25 protein-coding genes are annotated in these 21420 nt (G+C 41.9%); 3 read left to right on the top strand and 22 right to left on the bottom strand.

The features are described from left to right. Window positions 1-256 precede the first annotated feature (256 nt). The 6 genes from PQ578_RS01560 to PQ578_RS01535 form a co-directional block, all read right to left on the bottom strand. A complete protein-coding gene (locus PQ578_RS01560) occupies window positions 257-1669 on the bottom strand; it encodes a flippase (protein ID WP_273831881.1) in 1413 nt (470 codons plus the stop codon). An 89-nt stretch (window positions 1670-1758) separates the two neighbouring features. After that, complete coding sequence (locus PQ578_RS01555) at window positions 1759-3135, bottom strand: capsular polysaccharide export protein, LipB/KpsS family (protein ID WP_273831880.1); 1377 nt, start codon at window positions 3133-3135, stop codon at window positions 1759-1761. Window positions 3136-3208: 73 nt separating this feature from the next. Beyond that, window positions 3209-3826, bottom strand: coding sequence for a sugar transferase (locus PQ578_RS01550; RefSeq protein ID WP_273833218.1), 618 nt, complete (start codon window positions 3824-3826; stop codon window positions 3209-3211). A gap of 121 nt (window positions 3827-3947) precedes the next feature. Continuing rightward, window positions 3948-4655, bottom strand: a complete 708-nt coding sequence (locus tag PQ578_RS01545) for a CpsD/CapB family tyrosine-protein kinase (RefSeq protein WP_273831879.1) — start codon at window positions 4653-4655, stop codon at window positions 3948-3950. Next, window positions 4636-5376 (bottom strand): YveK family protein, encoded by a 741-nt coding sequence (locus PQ578_RS01540; RefSeq protein ID WP_273831878.1) that lies wholly within the window; start codon window positions 5374-5376, stop codon window positions 4636-4638. Before PQ578_RS01540 ends, PQ578_RS01545 begins: the two co-directional genes overlap by 20 nt. 274 nt (window positions 5377-5650) lie before the next feature. Next, window positions 5651-6418 (bottom strand): tyrosine-protein phosphatase, encoded by a 768-nt coding sequence (locus PQ578_RS01535; RefSeq protein WP_273831877.1) that lies wholly within the window; start codon window positions 6416-6418, stop codon window positions 5651-5653. Window positions 6419-6675: 257 nt separating this feature from the next. Here PQ578_RS01535 and PQ578_RS01530 point away from each other — a divergent pair, with 257 nt between their 5' ends. After that, window positions 6676-7581: an LCP family glycopolymer transferase gene (locus PQ578_RS01530; protein ID WP_273831876.1), complete on the top strand. Its 906-nt coding sequence runs from the start codon at window positions 6676-6678 to the stop codon at window positions 7579-7581. Window positions 7582-7620: 39 nt separating this feature from the next. Here the strand turns inward: PQ578_RS01530 and PQ578_RS01525 are convergent, their stop codons facing one another. The 5 genes from PQ578_RS01525 to PQ578_RS01505 all read right to left on the bottom strand — a co-directional run bounded on the left by PQ578_RS01525 (window position 7621) and on the right by PQ578_RS01505 (window position 10959). Further along, complete coding sequence (locus PQ578_RS01525; RefSeq protein ID WP_165998491.1) at window positions 7621-7782, bottom strand: hypothetical protein; 162 nt, start codon at window positions 7780-7782, stop codon at window positions 7621-7623. A gap of 484 nt (window positions 7783-8266) precedes the next feature. Continuing rightward, window positions 8267-8395: a hypothetical protein gene (locus tag PQ578_RS01520; RefSeq protein ID WP_255622922.1), complete on the bottom strand. Its 129-nt coding sequence runs from the start codon at window positions 8393-8395 to the stop codon at window positions 8267-8269. Between the two features lie 160 nt (window positions 8396-8555). Beyond that, window positions 8556-8714: a hypothetical protein gene (locus PQ578_RS01515; RefSeq protein WP_273831875.1), complete on the bottom strand. Its 159-nt coding sequence runs from the start codon at window positions 8712-8714 to the stop codon at window positions 8556-8558. Window positions 8715-9037: 323 nt separating this feature from the next. Next, complete coding sequence (locus PQ578_RS01510; RefSeq protein ID WP_273831874.1) at window positions 9038-9763, bottom strand: N-acetylmuramoyl-L-alanine amidase family protein; 726 nt, start codon at window positions 9761-9763, stop codon at window positions 9038-9040. A 101-nt stretch (window positions 9764-9864) separates the two neighbouring features. Then, entirely contained in the window at window positions 9865-10959 is a 1095-nt protein-coding gene (locus PQ578_RS01505; protein ID WP_273831872.1) for a YARHG domain-containing protein, read from the bottom strand. Window positions 10960-11271: 312 nt separating this feature from the next. Between PQ578_RS01505 and PQ578_RS01500 the strand changes: the two genes are divergently transcribed. Beyond that, window positions 11272-11889, top strand: a complete 618-nt coding sequence (locus PQ578_RS01500) for a cell wall hydrolase (protein WP_273831871.1) — start codon at window positions 11272-11274, stop codon at window positions 11887-11889. 216 nt (window positions 11890-12105) lie between these two features. Further along, complete coding sequence (locus tag PQ578_RS01495; protein WP_273831870.1) at window positions 12106-12273, top strand: hypothetical protein; 168 nt, start codon at window positions 12106-12108, stop codon at window positions 12271-12273. A gap of 102 nt (window positions 12274-12375) precedes the next feature. Here PQ578_RS01495 and PQ578_RS01490 read toward each other — a convergent pair whose 3' ends face one another. The 11 genes from PQ578_RS01490 to PQ578_RS01440 are packed head-to-tail and all read right to left on the bottom strand — an operon-like array spanning window position 12376 to window position 21419. Further along, on the bottom strand, window positions 12376-13089 hold the full coding sequence (locus PQ578_RS01490) for an ATP-binding protein (RefSeq protein WP_273831869.1): 714 nt from the start codon (window positions 13087-13089) through the stop codon (window positions 12376-12378). After that, window positions 13086-13571: an ECF transporter S component gene (locus PQ578_RS01485; protein WP_273831867.1), complete on the bottom strand. Its 486-nt coding sequence runs from the start codon at window positions 13569-13571 to the stop codon at window positions 13086-13088. The genes PQ578_RS01490 and PQ578_RS01485 overlap by 4 nt, the downstream gene beginning before the upstream one ends. A 3-nt stretch (window positions 13572-13574) precedes the next feature. Beyond that, the gene (locus PQ578_RS01480) at window positions 13575-14165 is read right to left on the bottom strand and encodes a cob(I)yrinic acid a,c-diamide adenosyltransferase (protein WP_224881670.1); all 591 of its coding nucleotides are present in this window, start codon (window positions 14163-14165) and stop codon (window positions 13575-13577) included. 17 nt (window positions 14166-14182) lie between these two features. Further along, window positions 14183-14617, bottom strand: coding sequence for a bifunctional adenosylcobinamide kinase/adenosylcobinamide-phosphate guanylyltransferase (locus PQ578_RS01475; protein WP_165998514.1), 435 nt, complete (start codon window positions 14615-14617; stop codon window positions 14183-14185). Beyond that, window positions 14569-15180, bottom strand: a complete 612-nt coding sequence (locus PQ578_RS01470; RefSeq protein WP_273831866.1) for a histidine phosphatase family protein — start codon at window positions 15178-15180, stop codon at window positions 14569-14571. The genes PQ578_RS01475 and PQ578_RS01470 overlap by 49 nt, the downstream gene beginning before the upstream one ends. Beyond that, window positions 15138-15929: an adenosylcobinamide-GDP ribazoletransferase gene (gene cobS, locus PQ578_RS01465; RefSeq protein WP_273831864.1), complete on the bottom strand. Its 792-nt coding sequence runs from the start codon at window positions 15927-15929 to the stop codon at window positions 15138-15140. Before cobS ends, PQ578_RS01470 begins: the two co-directional genes overlap by 43 nt. Continuing rightward, on the bottom strand, window positions 15926-17404 hold the full coding sequence (locus PQ578_RS01460) for a cobyric acid synthase (RefSeq protein WP_273831863.1): 1479 nt from the start codon (window positions 17402-17404) through the stop codon (window positions 15926-15928). The genes cobS and PQ578_RS01460 overlap by 4 nt, the downstream gene beginning before the upstream one ends. Next, a complete protein-coding gene (locus tag PQ578_RS01455) occupies window positions 17401-17958 on the bottom strand; it encodes a bifunctional adenosylcobinamide kinase/adenosylcobinamide-phosphate guanylyltransferase (RefSeq protein ID WP_273831862.1) in 558 nt (185 codons plus the stop codon). The genes PQ578_RS01460 and PQ578_RS01455 overlap by 4 nt, the downstream gene beginning before the upstream one ends. Further along, window positions 17946-19013 (bottom strand): threonine-phosphate decarboxylase CobD, encoded by a 1068-nt coding sequence (cobD, locus tag PQ578_RS01450; RefSeq protein WP_273831861.1) that lies wholly within the window; start codon window positions 19011-19013, stop codon window positions 17946-17948. The genes PQ578_RS01455 and cobD overlap by 13 nt, the downstream gene beginning before the upstream one ends. Then, entirely contained in the window at window positions 18988-19953 is a 966-nt protein-coding gene (gene cbiB, locus PQ578_RS01445; protein ID WP_273831860.1) for an adenosylcobinamide-phosphate synthase CbiB, read from the bottom strand. The genes cobD and cbiB overlap by 26 nt, the downstream gene beginning before the upstream one ends. Further along, window positions 19950-21419 (bottom strand): adenosylcobinamide amidohydrolase, encoded by a 1470-nt coding sequence (locus tag PQ578_RS01440; RefSeq protein WP_273831858.1) that lies wholly within the window; start codon window positions 21417-21419, stop codon window positions 19950-19952. The genes cbiB and PQ578_RS01440 overlap by 4 nt, the downstream gene beginning before the upstream one ends. Window position 21420 lies beyond the last annotated feature (1 nt).

Here is a 21420-nt window from a genome sequence, read left to right as displayed (position 1 = left end):
TATCAACACTTGCAAATGGATATATTATAATGAAAGGTAGTATATCCTATAAAAATATTTAAATACCAAAATTAACCTTCAATCCTTTTCTACTAGTTAAAAAATGTGAAAACAAACAATCAACATTAAATTAATAATAAATAAATGTGAGTTTATTCTAACTGCCTGTTAAAAAACGCAATATCTTGCATGCTATTAGCTGCTCTTTAATTCTATTAGAGGAAACAATTTTAGACCCATAAGGCATAAGGTGAATTCAATTTTTAGAACCACCGAACGCGGTATTTAGTATTCCCTTTATATTTATCACTTTAAAAATTTGTAGAAATAGTAAATAAAAAACCATACTTACAAACACTACTACCAATAAGTTTGATATTAAGCTTGTACTAATAGCAACTCCGCCCATTAACAACGAAATAAACAAAACTTTGCCTAAGTTTAATTTAAACTTAGGATTACAAACTCTTTTATAAACCCAGAATCCTACTCCACTTACTACTAACTGTGCTATCACAGTAGAAAAACTTGCTCCAATGTAACTGAATTTTGGTATCAAAATTAGATTTCCTATTGTATTAATAATCGCTCCAAAAGTTATGGCAAGTGTATAATATTTTATTTCTCCAATAGCCAATAAAAGCGTCCCAAATACTGAACCTATTCCTACTATTAACACGTTAAGTATTAGTATCTGAAAAGGGAGAATAGAATTATGGTATTCATCGCTAAAGAATATACTTATAATTTGATCGGCAGTTACTATACCACCTACAGTAAGAGGAATTGTTATAATCCCTAAATATTTTACAGCATTTTCAATATATTCATTTCTTTGCGTTAAATTCTCTTCTCTGGATAAAGTAGGTAATATTATTCGGTAAGCTGCTCCCACTAATAGAATAATAGCCGCTACTAATCTTGCGGCAACACTATAAATTCCAACTTCTTGATCCCCCTTTAGTATAGAGAGCATTATAATATCCGCCTTATCATAGATATTAATCATAAGCTCCGCCCAAAAAAGAGGGAAAGCGCCAATAAAAATTAATTTTAAATGTTTATAATTAAACATGATTTTTAATTTTGGAATAAATTTCTTGGCGTAAAAATATTGCATGAAGACATATAAAAAAGTAGAAATTGAGAATGCAAGACTAACCTTTATTATATTAGCTTTATCTATATACACTAATAATAAAGTAGAAGTAAAATACAACATATTTCTTATTATTAAGAACATTGAATCATTTTTTGATTTCTCGTAAGAATCGTAAAAAGCTTGCAAATCAAAAGCAATAAAAAACGAAGCTATGAAAAATATCATTATGGATGTTTTTTTTGAGGTATCCACATTAAAAAGATCTAAAATAATATACAATATAATACCAGCAACAAATGATAAGCAAACTCTTATTATAACTGAGCTTGAATAAACCTCATTAAAATTTAGTTGGTTTGAACTTAACTTAGCAACTACATATTTCTTCAATCCAAAATTATTAAATACAATTAGATAATTAAAAACTGTATATGCAAGCATGAATATACCAAAATCTCTTACTCCCAAATAGTTAGCAAGTAAAATACTAACTCCAAAGTTCGCTAATAAGAGAACTAAATTACTAATTACAATCCAAATAATATTCGAAAATCTTGTGACATTCATATGTTAAATCCTCATTCTTAAAAACCTAATTTGACAGGTTTTAATCCTTTTATTATCATTAAATAATTAAAATGCTACCTTAATAGACGTTAATTTAGTGAGGAACTTAATAATTTATCTTCTAATTGCTTTTTATTAAATATTCCTTTTCTAAAATCTCCTTCTATTTGATATTCGTATCTCAAATAATTCAAGAAATTATTTACCAAATCTACATCTACTTCTTCTTTTATTGATTTCTCTATTTCAAGATGAAGAGTGCTTAAGTTTCTACAGTAATGAGCAATACCCTCTATGTTGTAATAAGCGTTACCTAGTGTAATTACAGGTTTGTGATGCTTCAATGCTTCAATACCAACTGTTGAATTCACTGTAATTACGAGATCTGAATTTTTTATTAGATTATTAGTGTCACCATACTTCAAAAAAATAATATCGTCATTTTGATTATGTTTTTTATATAATTTCGAATAGTCTACCCTTCCTTGATCACCAGGGTGCTCTTTAAACACAACTTTATATCCATTATCATTTGATTTATTTAATTTCATTATTGCATCACTTATTACTTCGACTAACTCTTCCATATCTTTTATATTGGGGGAATTAAGAATAATTTGGGAATCATCATGAACTTGGAATGGCACAAAAATGTACCTTCCATCTACTTGAACATTTCTCTCTTTTTTATTAAATCCAGCTTTCTTTTTAATGATTTTGTTCACTTTTTCAAAGAAGCCCTCTTTAATAATTTCTAGTTCCAGCTCATCTTTAAGAAGCTGATTGTGTAATTTGTCTTTCAATCTTTCTTTTAAATAATAGCTTTTGAGTTTTGGTATTTCTATTGAATGATATCCCTTTCCACTTATTTCAAAATCAACATTACTATCAAAAGGCCTCAATTCATAATTTCGCTTTTTTTTGGAGTAAAACTCTTTTTCCATAGGTAAAGAATTACCGTAGTTGATACCTTGTGGATCTATTGTAACTGTATATGGTCTAAATATACCTGCTTCAAACATTCTAACTTCTATTCCATTAATTTGAGCAAATTGTTTAGCTAAACTATCAAACATAAATGTTTCATTCCATGTGATAATCATATCTATATTCTCTGTTTTATTTAGATCAATTAAAAAATTCATATATTTAGCAGCTATGCTATATAACTGATCTTTTTTATATGTATAGCCATTAATTTCATTAAATTGTATAGTGTATTTCAAAGCTTTATCAATATCATATAAATTTTTCACACTACTACTCAATTGGCAAGAGTATTGTTTTAGTAATTCAGGCATAAAACAGACATTTTTTATCCCATATTTATTATAAATTTCTTTTTCCAATCTACTAAACGCTAAATGGTTCGTACTAATATTTTTTTTGTTTAAAAATTTTGAAATACTACTAAAAAAAGTAACCTTATCCTTCTCGTGAGGGTGTATAAATAGAATATTTCCCATTGTAACTCCTTTGTAAATTGCAAATAAATATTAATTATTATATTTTAGGATCATAAAACATCTCTTAATAATTTTAAAATGCACCTTTTGATCCTGCAAGGACACCAATAGTTTTAAACATGATTTTTATATCAAAATATAAACTTCTATTTTTTATATATAGTAAATCTAATTCAACCATTTCTTGAAAACCAATATCACTTCTACCACTTACTTGCCATAATCCTGTACAACCTGGTACTACCAATAATCTATTCCTATCGTACTCCGTATATTGTGCAACTTCTCTTGGTAAAGGAGGTCGAGGACCCACTAAACTCATTTCACCTTTTAAAACATTCCAGAGCTGTGGAAGCTCATCAATACTAGTCTTTCTAATAAACCTTCCTACTTTGGTGATTCTTGGATCCTTTTTCATTTTAAACATCGCACCTGTAGATTCATTCTGCTCTAATAAATCAATAAGCAATTCTTCAGCATTGGATACCATTGAGCGAAATTTATACATATTAAACTCTTTTCCATTTTTTCCAATTCTTTTTTGTTTAAAAAGCACTGGACCTTGTGAATCTTCGACCTTTATCAGCATAGCCACAATTATATAAATTGGCGCCAATAAGAGAATTCCAGATGCTGCCCCCAATATATCTACAAGCCGCTTTAAGATTAAATAAACTTTCGTATCATTCACTTCTACGTTATCTGAAGAAGACGAAGTGAATTTGTTTTCTAAGAGTTCTTCTTTATATTTTGAAAGATTCAACTAGTACTCCTCCTTTTACGTTTCAACTGTTCCTTTAAATGAAGTCTGTCTATTGTGCATAATAATAATAGAACCCTGCATCTTTTATTTTCTTACGATTCAAAACAACTCCAAGTAACTTACTTCCCACATTTTCCAGGCGTTCTTTAGCTTTTACCGCCGCTTCCTTATCAGTAGTCCCGCTACTTACAACCAGCACAGTCCCCTGCACTTTATTCGCAACAATTTGAGAATCGGCCACCGCAAGAATCGGAGGGCAATCGAAGAGTATAACGTCATAATGTCGAAGCGCTTCTTCGATAAGGTTATCCATCCCTTTAGAACCAAGAAGTTCTGATGGATTCGGTGGAACCGGTCCACTAGTCAATACATTAAGATTCGGTACTTCTGTTTCCTGCGTAACTTCTACCAACTCAGCCTGACGGGTAAGGATGTTGGTGATCCCTCTTGTATTCATTGTTCTAAATGTGTAATGAACTGTTGGCTTACGTAAGTCAGCGTCCACAATTAAGACACTTTTTCCCTGTTGAGCCAAAACCACTCCAAGATTAGCGATTGTTGTAGATTTGCCTTCCATCGGTCCTGAAGAAGTTACCATAATCGTGCGAATCTCTTCTTCTACTGAAGCAAATTGAATATTCGTTCGGATCGTACGGTATTGCTCAGCAATGGGTGATTTCGGATTTTGGTGTGTTAAGAGACTTCTTTCTTTATCAACGTGTACAGACTTTCGGTTTTTACGACTCAACCGTTTCACCCCTTACAGATTTTTTGCCTTGGCTCTTCGCTGAACCTACTTCTTTATCTTCAATCACAGCAATAGTTCCTAGCACAGGCAAGCCAAGCAACTTTTCAATGTCATCTTCATCTTTAATCGTGTTATCAAGGTATTCAAGTAAGAAAGCAAGACCGACACCAAGCATTAACCCAACAACAAGCGCAATCGCCATGTTTAAAATAGGTTTTGGATTAACGGGAATTGGCGTTCCTTCAAAGTTTGCTTCTGAAAGCACGCTAACGTTATCGACGTTCATGATGCTACTAATCTCTTTTTCAAATACTTCAGCTGTTGTATTTGCAATCTTTACAGCAAGTGCTGGATCAGCATCTTTCACATCAATGGAAACGACTTGAGAGTTTTGCGCGTTATTTACAGCAATTTTTTCATTTAATTCACTCGTTGATAGATCAAGGTTAAGATTTTTTCCAACTTCATCAAGGATTTTCGGACTCTTAATAATGACGCTATATGTATTAATGAGCTCTACGTTCGTTCTCACCTGGTTATAGTCGAAAGCATTTTCAGCATCAGCTTTTTGGTTGACAAGAATTTGGGTTGAAGTTTGGTAAATTGGGGTAAGTAGGAAATATGAGACAACTCCGCTTGTTGCTGTTGCAAGAAGTGTAATTAATAGAATAAGAGTGAGACGTTTTTTAAGAACCGAGAAAATTTCCTTTAAACTAATTGTTTCTTCCATAAATGCCTCCAACGCGATTATAAATTATTTTTAATACGTAACTAATTTCAATACAGATTTCACTATAACACAGAAATTCAGTTAAATTTAGCCTTTTTTTTCACTATTACCCACATGAAATTTGTCGTGGTACGAATATACTATGTTTTCATGTCGAATTTTGTAGAAGAAAAGGCTTTCAGTATCATTTCATCTACAAATTTTGACGAAAACTTTTCTATTAAGGAATTGTAAAGAGATCCTTTATACAATTAGGACCTCTTTTTTCATTAATTTAAAACAACCCTAATATTTTCTTTTTACGCACCTGCTGCGGTACTTCTTTTGCTACCATTCTTCCTTTAACCATGTCCTCGGCGTTTTCCTGTAACATGTACCTTGTTGAAATTCCAAACTCGTTTTCTACTGTTTCAAATGCATCTAGCAAATCAAACGGTCTGGAAGTTGTATTATGTGCATCTGATGCGATGAAATGCGATAAATTGTGTTGAATTAAATCTAAAGAGAACTTTTGAATCTTCTTGCCCATTTTTCCGGTCACACTTGTTCCTGTTAGCTGACTTAATGCACCTTCTTTTACAAGGTTATAAAGTCGTTCAGGATTCTCCATAATTTCTCGATTACGCTCAGGATGCACAATGATCGGTACAATCCCTTTTACTTGAAGGTCGAACATGAGCTTATTCGCGTAACGTGGTAAGTGACTGGAAGGAAACTCAATTAACATATAGACACCATTTTCGTTAACGGTTAATAATTCGCTACCTCCCAGCTCCTCAACTAGTTCTCCATAAATGCGATTTTCCTGTCCAGGAAGAATTTCAAGATCAATTCCTTCTAATTGAAGTTCTTTGTTTAATCTTTTTACCTCTTGAAGAATGAGCTCTCTCCCATTGTCGAACGTGCCATTTTTATTATGAGGCGTCGCCACAACCTTTGTTATTCCCTGATTGAACGCCTGTCTCGCCATAGCAAGACTATCTTCTATGTTTTTAGCACCATCATCTATTCCTGGTAGAATGTGTGAATGGATATCAATCATGCTTTCCTTCTCCTCTCTCTCACCTGCTTTTTGCTATTCTTCTAGATTAGCATACTCTACTCTCTTATTTGTAACTTCTCTTCTGTTTATATCGTCTACTTTATGTGAGATCTTTAGAAGGTCATAAATATATTGAACTTTTCCAACCATCCATTGGAAGGTATTTACTTTACGAAATAGTTCGACATATAATAGGGGTTAGGATTTCAACTGAAGAAAAGCAAGTCTATTATTCTACGGAAAGATGGAATGAGCGTATGAAAAAATTCTTAATTATTTTAGGTATTATTGCTGGTGTAGTTCTTCTAGCTGGTGGAGGATATGCGTATTATCTTTATGATTCTGTGAAAGACACAGCGACTGACATGCACGAACCAATTAGCAGAGAAACGTCAGACAAGCGTACAGAAAAAGTGGACATGGATGAAAAAGACCCTGTATCGATCCTATTAATGGGCGTGGACGAACGGGACGGGGATCAAGGCCGATCTGACACGATGATCATGATCACCTTAAATCCTCATAATGACTCGATGTATATGTTTAATATCCCACGAGACACGCGCACGGAAATTATTGGACGTGGAACGATTGAGAAGATGAATCATGCTTATGCCTATGGCGGCATTGAAATGACGATGGATACGGTTGAGAATTTCCTTGACGTTCCCATTGACTATTACTTTAAAGTGAATATGGAAGCTTTCGAAGATGTCGTATCCGCTCTTAATGGTGTAACAGTTGATAATGCATTTGCGTTTGATTATGAAGGATATTCATTTCCAGCAGGTGAAATTGATCTAAATGCAGAGGAAGCGCTAGCTTTCTCAAGAATGCGCTATGAAGACCCTAAAGGCGATCTTGGGCGAAATGACCGCCAGCGTGAAATCATTAAGTCGATTATTGATGAGGGCGCAAGTGTTGGAAGCTTTAACAAAATTGATGATCTCTTAAAAGCGGTTGGTAGTAACGTGAAAACGAATATGACATTTGAAGAAATGAATGATATTTTTAAGAACTACCGAGGGGCTCGTAACAATATGACGACATTTGAAGTTCAAGGTAGTGGTGAAATGATCGATGGTCTCTGGTATTACATTGTTTCTGACGAAGAGAAGCAAAGTATTACGCAGAAATTGAAAGAACATCTTGAATTAAGTTAATAGATTAAGCCATGCTCGGTTGAAGAGCATGGCTCTTTTTTATTCGATCCCCGCTGAATGATTTGCTTTGTGACTTATTAGTATCTCCTTAATTTGATCTATGTAAGGCTTTGCTTCCCCTACTGGCTGCTTCTCTTCTTCCACTCGCTCAATAAATTGCTTAAGGTCATCCCATGGAAATAACTCACTGTGATTTTTCATTATACCGTTCCTTTCATGTTACGTTCTTTTGATTCTTTACCCCATTTCTTTCGATTTAAAGCTGAATTATGTAATAAATTCGTTAATTTACCAGTGAGTTTGACGGTCAACTAGTTTTAGAAGACTACGATACCTATACATATGAATAAGATTTCTTTAATCGGGTAAATTAGTAAGACTAAGCTAAATTCTAACAGTGAATATGAAAATATTTTTCAAGAAACGACAGATTACGTAAGCGTTTTCATTTATAATAGAAGGAAGTCAACCTGATTGAACTGATTGATAACTCTTATGAGGGAGATGAGGACATGTACTACGAGGAAGAAGGCAACTTTGCTAAAGGTTTTGTATGGGCTGTTTCGTTAAGTATTCCTCTCTGGATTGCAGTATTTGGGTGGGCGAAGATTGCGATGAGTATTGTTAGTTAATTACTGTTAATAAAATATATTATTAAAAGACCAATCAAAATGAGATTGGTCTTTTAATTTGCTACAAGACTGATGATGACGCCTACCATAATCGCAAAAACAGGAATAAAAGCATATCCAATCGTCTTGTTTCTATTTTTTCTCCAAGCTATCTCTTCTGGTGTTAGCCAGGTCCCCTTCATCCAATTCCCCCTGTAAAAAAATAGTAAAATTATCACATTTTTCATTATACACATACAGCGAGCTATTTTGAAAGCGTTATTAAGAAAAAATATTATTTCGAAGAATAATTTTCCAATAAACTTGTGAATCTCTACTTGTATCCATAGAAAGAGAAATGAATTACTTATCTTCTGGACAGAATTTTCGCATAAGTATGGACTTGATTTGATCAATATAAGGCTTTGCGCTCTCCTGTCGAGCACTGCTTTCCTTCTCAACTTGCTTAACAAAATCTTGTAGCTCTTTCCACATTTCATTGAGATGATTTTGCTCAATCATTTGATACCCTCCGTATTCTATGAAACTATTTCGCGATTATACCATTATTTTGAAAGAAGTTTTGTTAATTGATTGTTAATTTTCTGTAAATAGGGTTAGAGTTTTTTCATAAATCGTACGCTTTTACGTAATATGATTATTTAATAGCGTTTTTTGGCTTAGGTGAATTATTGGGGCCGCTCCTTAGCTTTATTAATAAATGATAGATTCGGTTCTGGCCACCGAAGATAGTGAAAAAGCCCCCCTACTGTCCTTGTGAGGAGGACAGTAGGGGGGCTTTTGTTTTTAAGGGGGGTCAGGCTCGCGCCTGACCCCCCTCCTCTTTATTTGCTATAAGTTACGACCCCTTCCGCTACATGAGTCGTAAGTTTGCGAAGATATACTGGATTTGAGAGATTTTGATCATCTTCCGTATTTGTCATAAACCCCATTTCAATCAGCACTGTCGGAACTTGCGACCAATTAAAACCAGTGATATCACTTCGGAACGAAATGCCGTTCGTGTCGATTGACTGATTACGTTGAACAGCGCTGAAGATAACTTTGGAAGCTTGGAGACTTTGTTTATGCTTGGCATGACCTTCAGCTGGAGTGAGGATATGAAATCCTTTTACGCTGCGATCATTTGATCCATCGGCGTGTAATCGGATAAATAAGTCTGCTTGATGCTTGTTTGCTATTTCTGCTCTTTCTTTGTTGCTGATATCTACCATGTTCTCCATTCTTGTTAGAACAACGTTAAATCCGTGCTCCTCCAAATATTCTTTTAAGATCAGAGCTGCTTCAAGCGTTAGTTCAAATTCAGGTTTTCCTGTGCTGACTCCCTTCGTACCTGAGGAAACTTTATCCTTCATTTGTTTACTTCCTGGAGCAATGGGCTCTTGATCCTCATTGGCTAGCTGCTGGTGACCGGGATCAATGACGATGGTGAAGTTTTTCTTAAGACTGGGAGAAGGTAGTGCTCTTTTGGGTTCGGCTTCTTTTTTAGGAGCTGCTGTCTTTTGGGTTTGATCTCCTTCAAAGGCCGGCTGTGATTGCGTTTGACCCACTTCACTCTCCTGCGCGTTGTAGGAGAAAAGAAATATGGATAGGAAGAGGCCAACGAGAAGGAACGAGCCAGATATTATCGCAACTTTTCTTCTGCCTCTCACTAATAAAGTTCCTCCAAATCTTCAATGAGCTTCACGTTGTAAGCTTCAACGTTAGTTAATGAGCCATCATAGTAAGGATCTGGAAAATACCAGGTTTTTTCCGCGAAGTAACTTTCTAGTTCATCCGATTTGAACACATATCCGTGGCGAGCAAAAATTTCATTTCTGGCTAAACGGAGTTCGTCTTTATTGAAGGAAGTGAGTTCACTTTCAGAGAGTTTGATGACATCACTGTGTGGTAAGAGATAGGAAGTTGTGCTCTCGATGTAATCAAATACTGGATCTGCGGTGTATTGGGTCATCATTTTTTCATCAATAAATAACGTCATTTCTCCCCAGTTGGACGCGTCTAACACAGGAATGGAATAGCCGCAGGAGCCAGAGTACCCGCTAATAACATCTGGTGGAAGCGTCAGTGGATACTGAGCGACGCAATCATTGCCGACGCTGATGTTCCACTCTACCTGCATTTGTTTTTCTAATTCATAGACCACCTGCAGCACTTCGATTGACCACTTTTTGATCGGAGCTAAATTCTGTTGGTCGTAGAGCGTAAATATGTGTTCTAGGTTAGCAGATGGGATGTCGTTTGCTTGAATAAGATATTTTCCATTGTTCTTAGTGATGTCCCATTGCCCCAAGGATATCTCTCTTCCGTTTGCATGAATCGAAAGGTTGTTTAGCTCTTTAATGGCGCTGTCGATGTCTGTGATTTTCACTTCTGTTTCAGTGGGATTTTTCTCTGGTTTGGTTTCTTGATTGATTTCTTTGTTTTGTTCCGATGTTTCTTGTGGTTCTTCCTTTGTTTTGCTTGATTCGGCGTTTTCTTCCTTCGCTGAACTTTTGTCTTGTTTTAGTGCCGAATCGTTACTCTTCGGCTTTTCTGTAGCAAGTTTACCCATATAGAATGCGCCGCCTACAAGTAAACCAATGAGGATGAATAACGCGATGCCGATCAACGGTTTTGTGTACGGAACTTTTCTTTTCACTCTTGTTGGCGTGATCCTCTCCATTTGTTGTACCGGCTGACCACAACCTGTACAGAATTCTTGATTTCGTTCTAACTTACTCCCGCAATTGGTGCAATGCTCCACCTCTTTCGCCCCCTTAGCAACTCAGATTTCCCTCAACCAGTATATGGGTCAATTGGTAGGGATAGCACTTCAGAGTATGGGGGGATGTCCGTGTGTGGTGGATATTGTGTGGGTTTTGTCTTTAAGAGGGGTCAGGCTCGAGCCTGACCCCTCTTAAAAAATAAGAACATAGCCCTCTTCCCCTCCCTATATTTGGATAAAGGTAGACAATCGGGTCTAGTTCAATTATTTTAGAAAAGGTATTCCGTTCCATATCTTCCCTCCATTACCTATATTATAATGGGGGATAACTTATATGAGAGGAGCTTGCTAATGAAATTTCTACACGTACTTGGATCCCTTGTCCTTGCTTCCTGTTTTTATTTATTCGTTTTTGAAGACAGTGCTTCTGCCATGATGGATACGGGGTCGAGAGGATCAGAGGTTGAGCACATGCAAAGGGTGTTGGAGAAGCTCGATTATTTCCATACGACCCCAACGGGATATTATGGTTCAGTGACGGAACAAGCGGTTCGCGATTTCCAGGCAGACTTCGGACTTAGTGCAGATGGCGTAGCGGGAACGAATACGCTAAACATGCTGAGTAATCTTGAGATGATCGCACACGTGGTTCACGGCGAATCACGTGGTGAGATTTATGAAGGAAAGGTTGCTGTTGCGTCTGTTATTCTTAATCGTGTTCAGTCTTCTGCGTTTCCAGGAAGTACATACGGGGTGATTTATCAGCAGAATGCGTTTACTGCACTAAATGATGGTCAGTATTGGCTCACACCTGATGCTTCTTCTTACCGAGCAGCGAAGGATGCGTACTTTGGATGGGATCCATCTGAAGGGGCGACATATTACTATAATCCGAGCGGCGTTTCGGATGAGTGGATTTTTTCGCGTGACGTGATTAAGACGATTGGGCAGCATGTGTATGCGAGGTAGAGAATAATAGTGTTAATGCCGTAAAGTCCGACTGAGGCGGACTTTACGGCATTTTTGTTTGTGAAGGGGGTCAGGCTCGTGCCTGACCCCCTTCACAACTCTTTTCATTTCTTCCCACATTTTTTGTTAATTTCTTCACAATTTCTTAACACACAAAAACGCTCAAACACGTTATGCTAGAGTCAAATGGGATAGTCAAGGAAGGAGGTTGTGTTCATGGGAGTCCAACTCCGTAAAGGCATGATTGATCGTCGAACCTACCTAATTCGTAAGCTACTAAATTCACCAGATAATCGGAAAGATCTTAGTAAGTTGCATGAGCTCACGTTAACTGAGCTTGAGAAGCTGTATGCGAATGATAGTCGGAATAAACAAGTGTTGTAGTTGATAATGAAGTTCAATAGATAATTAAACCGCGTATTGTCCGCCTCGGGCGGACAATACGCGGTTTTTGTATGTTGAGGGGGTCAGGCACGAGCCTGACCCCTACATCATCTCCACTCTATTAAAATACTGCCCCGCTCGCTTCAACAGTCGCTCTTCCACCGCTCCATCATAAGCCACTATAAAACAAGTCGACGGGCCAGACGATTTATAGAGATCTAAATCAGTCTGAACCATACTCTCCACTACTTTCACGCCGTCTACAAGCTCATTCAACTCGTAAAGAATTCCTTTCGACCCTACTGGAAGCACCGACTGAACGCCTTCCTGCTCACTGATGTAGCGAAAGAGTTCTAGTGGAGCGATGGCTGCCTCTTCGTTCACCACTTCTTCTCCAACAAGCGGTTTACCGATCACCGCGAATTTCGTTGCATATTCTATGCAAACTTTCGATAACGTGCGATGTTGCTTCCCAATCACCACAACGCCAAGCGCCGATTGAAGGAGCGGCATGTTCGTTTCAGAACTGCCTGTAATCGTAATCTCGTAGTTAACACCAAGCTCTCGTTTCCCACGCTCAACGCCACTCACCAGCGCTTCCCACTCACGGTCGCCACAAAAGTTATGCATCACCACGGAAACCGGTACTCCGCCAAGAGCGACGTTTTCCATTACCGCGACGCGAAAGGCATAGTATGCGACAACGTCGTATGGAACCGCTACACGATCTTGTTCTTTCATGCCAATTGCGCCGCTGTTATCGCTTGTGATGATGAGGGTTTCGGCGCCAAGTTCAATAACTGTTCCATCTCTCATAAGCTTGCCAGTCCGCTTTTCTCAAAAACTGGTGCGAGGCGAGGAATGAGAATGAGCGCAAGAACGAGATTCAGGACAGAGGCAATCAACAAACTTGGAACGATTGCAACGTAAAATCCTATGCCTAAGAGGAATAAGAACGGAAGAGGCGCGACAAGTCCATTGCCGATCGCAAACGTAGCGGATGCCCACTTCGACTTTTTCGCTTCATACAATTTTCCAAATAGCCAGACGAGTGCGGCCATTTCCGCTGCGATGAAGACGTGCATTGGACCGAGTGGAAAACCGACGATCAGCGCAGATAATAGATGCCCGAAGCTTGCGATTAACGCCCCGCTTCTTTTTCCTAGAAGAACCGCCGCAATTAGGGCTGGAAAAGCATCGAGCGCGATACTTCCAACCGCTGACGGCATTTTAAGAATAGCGCCAACGACGGAGAGTGCTATGAACATCGCAAGTAAACTTGCGCGTTTTCCAGACATGAGTTACTCTCCTTTACGCTTCCCGCCGCGGAACACCTTTGCGCTTCTTGCGTACTCGATGTCTTTTACGTTTAAGCGGAAGTTGACCACGCGTGCGAGCGCGAAGAAGTAGTCGGATAGACGGTTTAAGTATTTCATTGGAACGGTTGGCACGTTCTCGGCTTGCTTCATCAATGTCACAACATGACGCTCGGCGCGACGTGTGATCGTCCGTGCGATGTGAATCGTCGCGGACGGTTTGCTGCCGCCTGGGAGGATGAATTTTTCAAGAGCCGGGGCTTCTTCGATGAATTCATCAATTCGCCCTTCCAGGTACGTGATCGATTCTTCTTTTAACTTTAATTCACGCTTTGGCGAAACATTCGCAAGGTCGCCACCGCAGTCAAAAAGCTCATGCTGAATTTTTTCAAGGTCGTCGATTAAATCGTTCAGCGAACCTTTTCCAAGTTCACTTAATTCCACGATCGCTTGTCCGACGAATCCGTTCACTTCATCGACCGTTCCGTAAGCGTCAACGCGCACGTCGTCTTTGTCGACTCTGCCTCCGATAATACTCGTTTTTCCTTCGTCACCTGTCCGCGTATAAATTCTCATCCCTTTTCCCCCTTTGATTATTTAAGCTGCTGGTTCAGTCCGTACCAGATCACGTCAACGCGGTCGGCTACGGCCGCTAAATCCTGGTACGCCCATCCGGTTAAATCGCGCCAGTCGCGGTCTTCTTTTTCCATCGGAACAATGCCTTTTGTAATATCCGTGCCTATAATGACAACGGTTCGTTCATGACGCTCGCTTTCCCACGTGCGCCAAATTCCGAGTAGCGACTGCCAGATTGCCCGGCATTCTTCCAGTCCAGATTCGGCCGTTAGCCCCTTGAGCCACTGTTCCACACCTTCAAGAACGACCACATCTCCGTAAAACCGACTCACATTGAGCGGAATTTTCGTTTGATCATAAGCCGATTTCCAGCAATGATCTTCGGTTAGTCCATAGAAGTTCTTCACCCATTTTGTTTTGCCATTATAGGCACCACCCGTAACGAAGTGCATCGCGCGTCCCTCCTTAGATCTTCTCGTTTCCATTCAAGCTCAACTGCCGAACCGTGCGGAACTTTCCATTCCCAGAACGACCGCTCGTCAGGCGCATATTTCATTAACAAGTAGCGGATCACCCCACCATGCGTTGTAAGGATCACCTTTTTATGCAGCTGCAAATTCATTTGTTCAACAAGTGCCTTAAATCCCTGATCAATTCGCTCCGTAAATTGTGCGAAGCTTTCTCCACCAGGCGGCGCGTCCGCGAGCGGATCGGACACCCAGCTTCGATATTGCTTATCATGTTCAAGGTCGGCATACGTTTTCCCTTCCCATTCCCCAAAGAGGATTTCGCGAAATAGCGGCATCGAAATCGCTTTTCGATGCGGAAAAAGTCGTTTTGTCGTCTGAGTGCATCGGTCCAAGTCACTTGTAAAAATCAAATCATAATCATCCGTCACGTCCGCAAATTCAGCGTCTTCACTAATCGACGGATTCGTCCATCCAATATAAGCACCGCGCTTATTGTCTTCTGTTATGCCATGACGAAATAATGTAATAACCACACGCTCATCCATAAAAGCACCTCCATTCCTTCAACGCTTGCGCCAAGCACATCGCCTGTGATGCCGTTAAACCATCTTAGGCTATTTCGTTTCATTCCGAGAGCCACTAGGATAGTGACAGCACTTAAGAGTAGCGTCATCCAAAACGCTTCGACTGAAATGAGTAAGGAGGCCCCGGCGATCAAAAGCCAATAAAACGGATAAACCCATAAGCATGACCGTTCGATCCCTTTTTGAAAAAAGGCGGCGATCCCCTTCTCTTTTGCCGGCCGTATTAAAACGAGAAATGCACCCATCACAGTTTTACTAAAAAAGGGAATCAAGATAATAAGGAAATACGAAACGTCCTGCGCCAGTTGCGCGATTTCATAGAGAAACAGATACTTAGCCGCAAGCAGGACGACCACCGATAAAACGCCAAACGCCCCTGTACGCGGATCGTTCATAATCTCTAGCCGCTTCTCAAGATCGCGATACGAAAAAAACGCATCGCTCGCATCCATCCAGCCGTCAAGGTGAAGGCCACCTGTCAGCACCATCATAAACAACCAGACAAAAAACGTTGCCGCAAGTGTTGAAAACGGCGTCCACTGAAGCAGGGCATACAGAAGACCTGACGCCAGCATCCCCTGAAGTAGTCCAAGTAACGGAAACGTTTGAACCGAACGCGTGAGCTGCTTCGGACCCATCGGGATTTCACGCCGAACTGGAATGACGGTAAAAAACTGAAGGTTGATCAGCATTCCCTGCCATAAGTTCATCGGTGCTCACCTTGAAACATGAACGATTTGATCAGCTCCCATTTCAGATGAGGCTTAAGCTCATTCGCGAGATCGTCATACGTTTTTTCTTTTAACTGCTTGCGATTGATTTGTTTCTGCTCTGGTAACCCTTTTTTCGCTCGAAGTCCGTTCAGCCACACCGTTCGCCACTCATCATTATGAAAAAGGTGATGCAAATACGTGCCGATCACGCGACCATCTTTTCCAAAATACCCTTCAGGGCGATCCCCAATTTTGAGAAACGGCTTTGCCGGATGATCGAAAAGCGTTTCGCCAAGATGAATTTCGTATCCCTCAATTGGCGAGCCGGTTTCTGTGTTTACCCCGCTCACTCGAATCGTCGTTTTCACTTCATGAAACGTCGTTTTTGCGGGAATCAGTCCGAGACCGTTTAGCTCCGTTCCTGCTTTCCCAGTATCTGAACCATGTTCGTCAATCAGCTGCTCGGTGAGCATTTGATACCCTCCGCATATGCCTACAACATTTCCACCACTTGCGGCATAGCTTTTTAACGCATCTTCAAACCCGTGCTTCTTCATCCACTGTAAATCGCTGATCGTGCTTTTCGTTCCGGGAAGAATGATCGCATCCGGCGCGCTCAGTTCACGCGGATCCTGCACCCAGCGAATCGTGACGTCTTCTTCGTTAAACGGCTCGATGTCGCTGTAGTTTGAAAGAAACGGAAGCTGGATGACCGCGATCTCAAGCGTGCCTTTTTTATGTAAAAAGCGATCGGTCAGCGAAAGCGAATCTTCTCCTTCAACCCGGTGGTTCACATACGGGAGCACCCCGACGATCGGGATGCCCGTGCGTTCTTCAAGCCACGTGATGCCATCTTCAAAAAGGGCTGGATCTCCGCGAAATTTATTGATGATGATTCCCTTGACCCGCTTGCGCTCTTCTTTCTCAAGGAGCGCAAGCGTGCCAACAATACTGGCGAACACGCCGCCGCGATCAATGTCTGCGACAAGTAGAACGGGAACATTCGCCATCTCCGCTACTTTCATGTTCACAAGCTCGCGATCTTTTAAGTTCACTTCTACCGGGCTGCCTGCGCCTTCCATGACGAGAACGTCATATGTTTTCGCAAGCTGATCAAGCGCGAACGCAATGCTTTCAAGTCCCATATCATAGTAGGACTGGCGGTAGTCTTTTCCGGAAAGCGTCCGGTAAGACGTCCCGAATTGAATCACTTCGGCCTGCTGATCAGAGCGAGGCTTCAGCAAGATCGGGTTCATCCACACGCTCGCTTCCGTTCGTGCGGCTTCCGCCTGAGCTCCCTGCGCTCGGCCGATTTCTTTGCCTTCAATCGTGACGTACGAATTGTTGGACATGTTTTGTGATTTAAACGGCGCCACGGCGTATCCTTCATTGGCGAGAAGGCGACAGAACGCGGTTACGATCAAGCTTTTGCCAACATCGGATGCCGTTCCTTGAATCATGATCCCGTTCATACGCCTTCCCCTTTCATCCGTTGCGGGATGCCGTTTTCAACTACATACGCCTCGTCTGCTTTTGAGACAATCCATTGATGAAGCTCGCCAAGTTGCCTTGCATAAACGTCGACGAGACCGCTTAACGGCTCATAACCAAGTTCATTGCTAACGATGATTAGCGCTTCTGAGCGTTCATTAAGTTTTTCGATGTCATGCTGAATTTTTTGTTTCGTTTGTTGTTGAAATAGCTCGTCTTGCCAGTTCTCTTTTTGAAAAAGTTCATTGGAAAGAAGGGTTGTGACGCAATCAAGGAGCACCACGGCATTTTCGTTTAAAGATGACGCGACGCTTCCAATATCCGTTGCGCATTCCACTGTTTCCCATGGAACATTGGCAGATGCGCGATCATGCTGATGACGTGCGATGCGTTTTTGCATTTCGTCATCGCTCGGCTGTCCACAGGCAAGGTAATGAAGGGTGCCGCTTGTTGGGCGGAGCGAAGCCGCTCGCTTTTCCGCAAACCGACTTTTCCCGCTTCTTACACCACCGGTTATAAAAATTAGCTGCGCCATGAGGTGAGCACCTCCCTTAACCGCTCGTTTTCCTTCGGCGTGCGGATCGCAAATCGGAGCCACCTGCCGTCGAGTCCGGGAAAGTTCTCCGTGTGTCTTGGAACAATGCCTTTCTTCATAAGAAAGCTTAGAAGTTCCGATTGATCTTCTAATTCAGGGTCTCGTAGAAGGTAAAAGTTAACGCTCGAATTGGAGTATGTAAAATGGTTTTCCTCGAAAAAATGAAAGCACTTCTCTCGTTCTAGTTCGATCACTTGATGGGTTTCGGCTACAAAATCAGTTTCTTGGAGGCTCAGCTCGCCAGCGTGTAGCGCCAGAGCGTTGACGCTCCAGTGCGGCTGAAGCTTTTTGATCGCTTCAATGACTTCTGGATGAGCCAACATGTAGCCGAGACGAAGTCCTGGAATGGCGTACATTTTCGTAAGGGAGCGAAGAATCATCAGGTTGGAAAAGGGGGCGAGCAGTGATGAGAACGATGAGTCATCCCCTACAAAGTCCGCGAAAGCTTCATCAATGATGATGGCGCAATCGTACCTTTTCGCCGCTTCGACTAAAGCGAGAATGGAAGCGGGGTCATATGTGACGCCGGTTGGGTTGTTTGGGGTACAAAGAAAAACCGCATCAACGTACGGCATTTTTTCAACCAAGTGTGAGCCTAGCGCCCATTCTCCTTCTTCGAGGGTATGGTAGGTCACTTCGCATCCCGCACGAAGGCAAGCCGTTTCATATTCAGAGAAAGTCGGTTGGACGATGCAAACGCGCTTCCCCGCTAAATAACGACCGACAAGCGTAATTAGTTCAGCGCCTCCGTTTCCGATAAGCAGCTGATTTTCTTCCACGTCATGGACGTTCGCGAGTTTTGTCATTAAGCTGGCGGCATGCGGATCAGGATAAGTTGTGATGAGATCGAAAGCGTCTTCCCATGTTTCTTTAAGAGACGGTGGCGGTCCGAGCGGATTCAGGTTCGCACTGAAATCAATTGTACGCTCGGGCGAGTCGATTTGGAGTGCTTCGTATAAGTAATGCGTGTTAGCGCCATGAGATGGTAGCGTCAATGAGGAGCCCTCCGATCCAGAGAATAAGTAAAAATAGAATGCTTGCGCGATTCATGATTTTGATCGCTTTTGGAATATGTAGCGCGCTTAGCTTCAAAATGGGATCTCCCATACGCGCGCGATTTGAAACGATGCCTTTGTATGTGTTCACGCCACCAAGCTGTACGCCAAGAATCGCAGCGGTTGCCGCTTCGCCCCAGCCGCTGTTCGGACTTGGATGCTGTTTGGCATCGCGAAAAAGAACGTGCCAGGCGCGGCTGATGGTCGAGTGCTCCGGCCGTTTGACGAGAATCATACAAATACCGGTTAGCCGCGCTGGAATCCAGTTCACCACGTCATCAAGCTTTGCTGAAGCGTAGCCGAATTCTCCGTACTTATCGTTTCGGTAGCCGACCATGGAATCGCACGTATTGATGGCGCGGTAGACAACCGCACCGACACTTCCGCCAATTAGCGCCCAAAATAATGGCGCTGTGATGCCATCGCTCGTGTTTTCAGCGACCGTTTCAACTGTACCGCGTACGACTTCGCTTTCGTTGAGGTTTGCTGTGTCACGACCGACGACCCAGGAGAGCTTTTCGCGCGCTTCTGTCATATGACCGTCTTGTAGCGGTTCGTAAACATCAAACGCCGCATTTCGCAGGCTTTTTTGTGCGATTGTTGTGGCGATCAGGATCGCTTCATAGAAAATACCGACAAGCGGGTGAAGCGTGTAGGCGATTGTTACGGTAAGACCGGTGATACTTATGACGACGAAGAGCACGGTTAGCATCATGAACGCACCTTTTTGCTTGCGGTTCTGGCCGTTGTTCCAGCGTTTTTCAAGGAAGCTTATGAGCTTGCCAAATCCCTTTACCGGATGTGGCCAATTGGGCGGATCGCCAATCAGACGATCCAGGAAAAATGCTACGGTGATAGCAAGCAGGTGGTTCAAAATCATTTCGGGAGCCTCAAGCGATAGTTCTCAAGCGCCTCAGTCGTACACGCATAAACGCCTTCGCTGATCAGTTTTCCAAGCGTTGTAATCGTTCCGGCATACGCCTGGTGCTCGCCTCGCTGAGTGGCGGCGATCAGAATGCTGTCGGTTGAAGTTCCGGTTGCCGTGGTGCCTGTCACCGCGTCTTTTACTTGCTGGTCGTGCATCACTTTTACTTTCGCTTCCGTTGCCGTCATAATGCTTTGAATGAACGCTTCGTCTGTGAGCGTGCCATTCACGAAAACCCACGTATTGATCGTTCCCGGAAGCGGTTCGTAGACGTGCTCACGGCTTTTCGACGCATCAACGGCATTGCCGACGCCAGCAGTCACAACGACGAAAACAGAAACGTCATCGTCCTCAATGAGGCGATAAGCGACGTCCTCGAGCCGAACGGCCGTCATCATGCCAACTGTTTCCGTTGGATCGATGCCGTGTGCTTCAAGAAAGCTCGTCATCTCCCCTTTATGATCGGTGCAGTTATACGTTTTATCTACGTGACGGTTTACAAAGGTGCGGTACCAACCTGTTCCTGAGCCAACAACGCCGGAAGACATCGTTCGGAGCGGGAATGGTGCGTTCAGGGTGATCATGTCATTTTGATGGGCAAGCCATTCTTCCGTAATGCGAAGATCATTTAAATCCTCCGCCTGCTTTTCCGGCAGCAGCAGCATTTGCGGCTTTGGCACGGTTGGATGCGGATGCTTCTCGATTTTCGTTCTGTAAACGGTCTGAATGCGCTCCTCGTTTAACACGTCATTTGGCTTGTTGTGCAGGTTGATTTGCCCATTTTCAAGAAGAAGAAGGCGATCGCAGTAAAGTCCCGCTAAATTCAAATCGTGAAAAATCGAAATCACCGTAAGACCCTGTTCCCGCGTCCACCTTTTTAACAAATCAAGTAGCTCTTTTTGATAGGAAAGATCCAAGTGATTCGTTGGCTCATCTAATAAAAGAATTTCAGGTTCTTGCGCAAGCGCCTGAGCGAGAAAGACGCGCTGGCGCTCACCGCCAGAGAGCTCATTCACGTAGTGATCTTCAAAACTTGCGATGCCGGTTTGCGCCATCGTGCGCTGGACGATCGCTTCGTCATGTTCGCTCCACGATTGGAACCAGCCGGATTGATGGGCGTAGCGACCGAGCGAAACGGTTTCTTTTACCGTATAGGGAAAAGCCTGCTCCGCGTGCTGTGGCAGGACCGCGAGCACGCGCGCCAGCTGTTTCGCTGAGTAGCTTGCGATCGGCTTTTCTTTTAGCAAAACGGAGCCTGACTTTGCTTTCAGAATGCCGCTAACCATTTTAAAAATCGTCGTTTTGCCGCTTCCGTTCGGACCAACGATTCCGAGCAGCTCGCCTCTCTCTACATCAAACGAGATGTCGGCGAGCACGTCGTGACCGGGGTATCCTCCTGTAACAGATTGTACGCTAAGCATG

It is taken from the genome of Guptibacillus sedimenti (genome assembly GCF_028610665.1).
Classification (GTDB): domain Bacteria; phylum Bacillota; class Bacilli; order Bacillales; family Guptibacillaceae; genus Guptibacillus; species Guptibacillus sedimenti.
The sequence above is the reverse complement of the archived record's forward strand: the minus strand, read 5'-3'. Positions and strand labels throughout refer to the sequence as shown.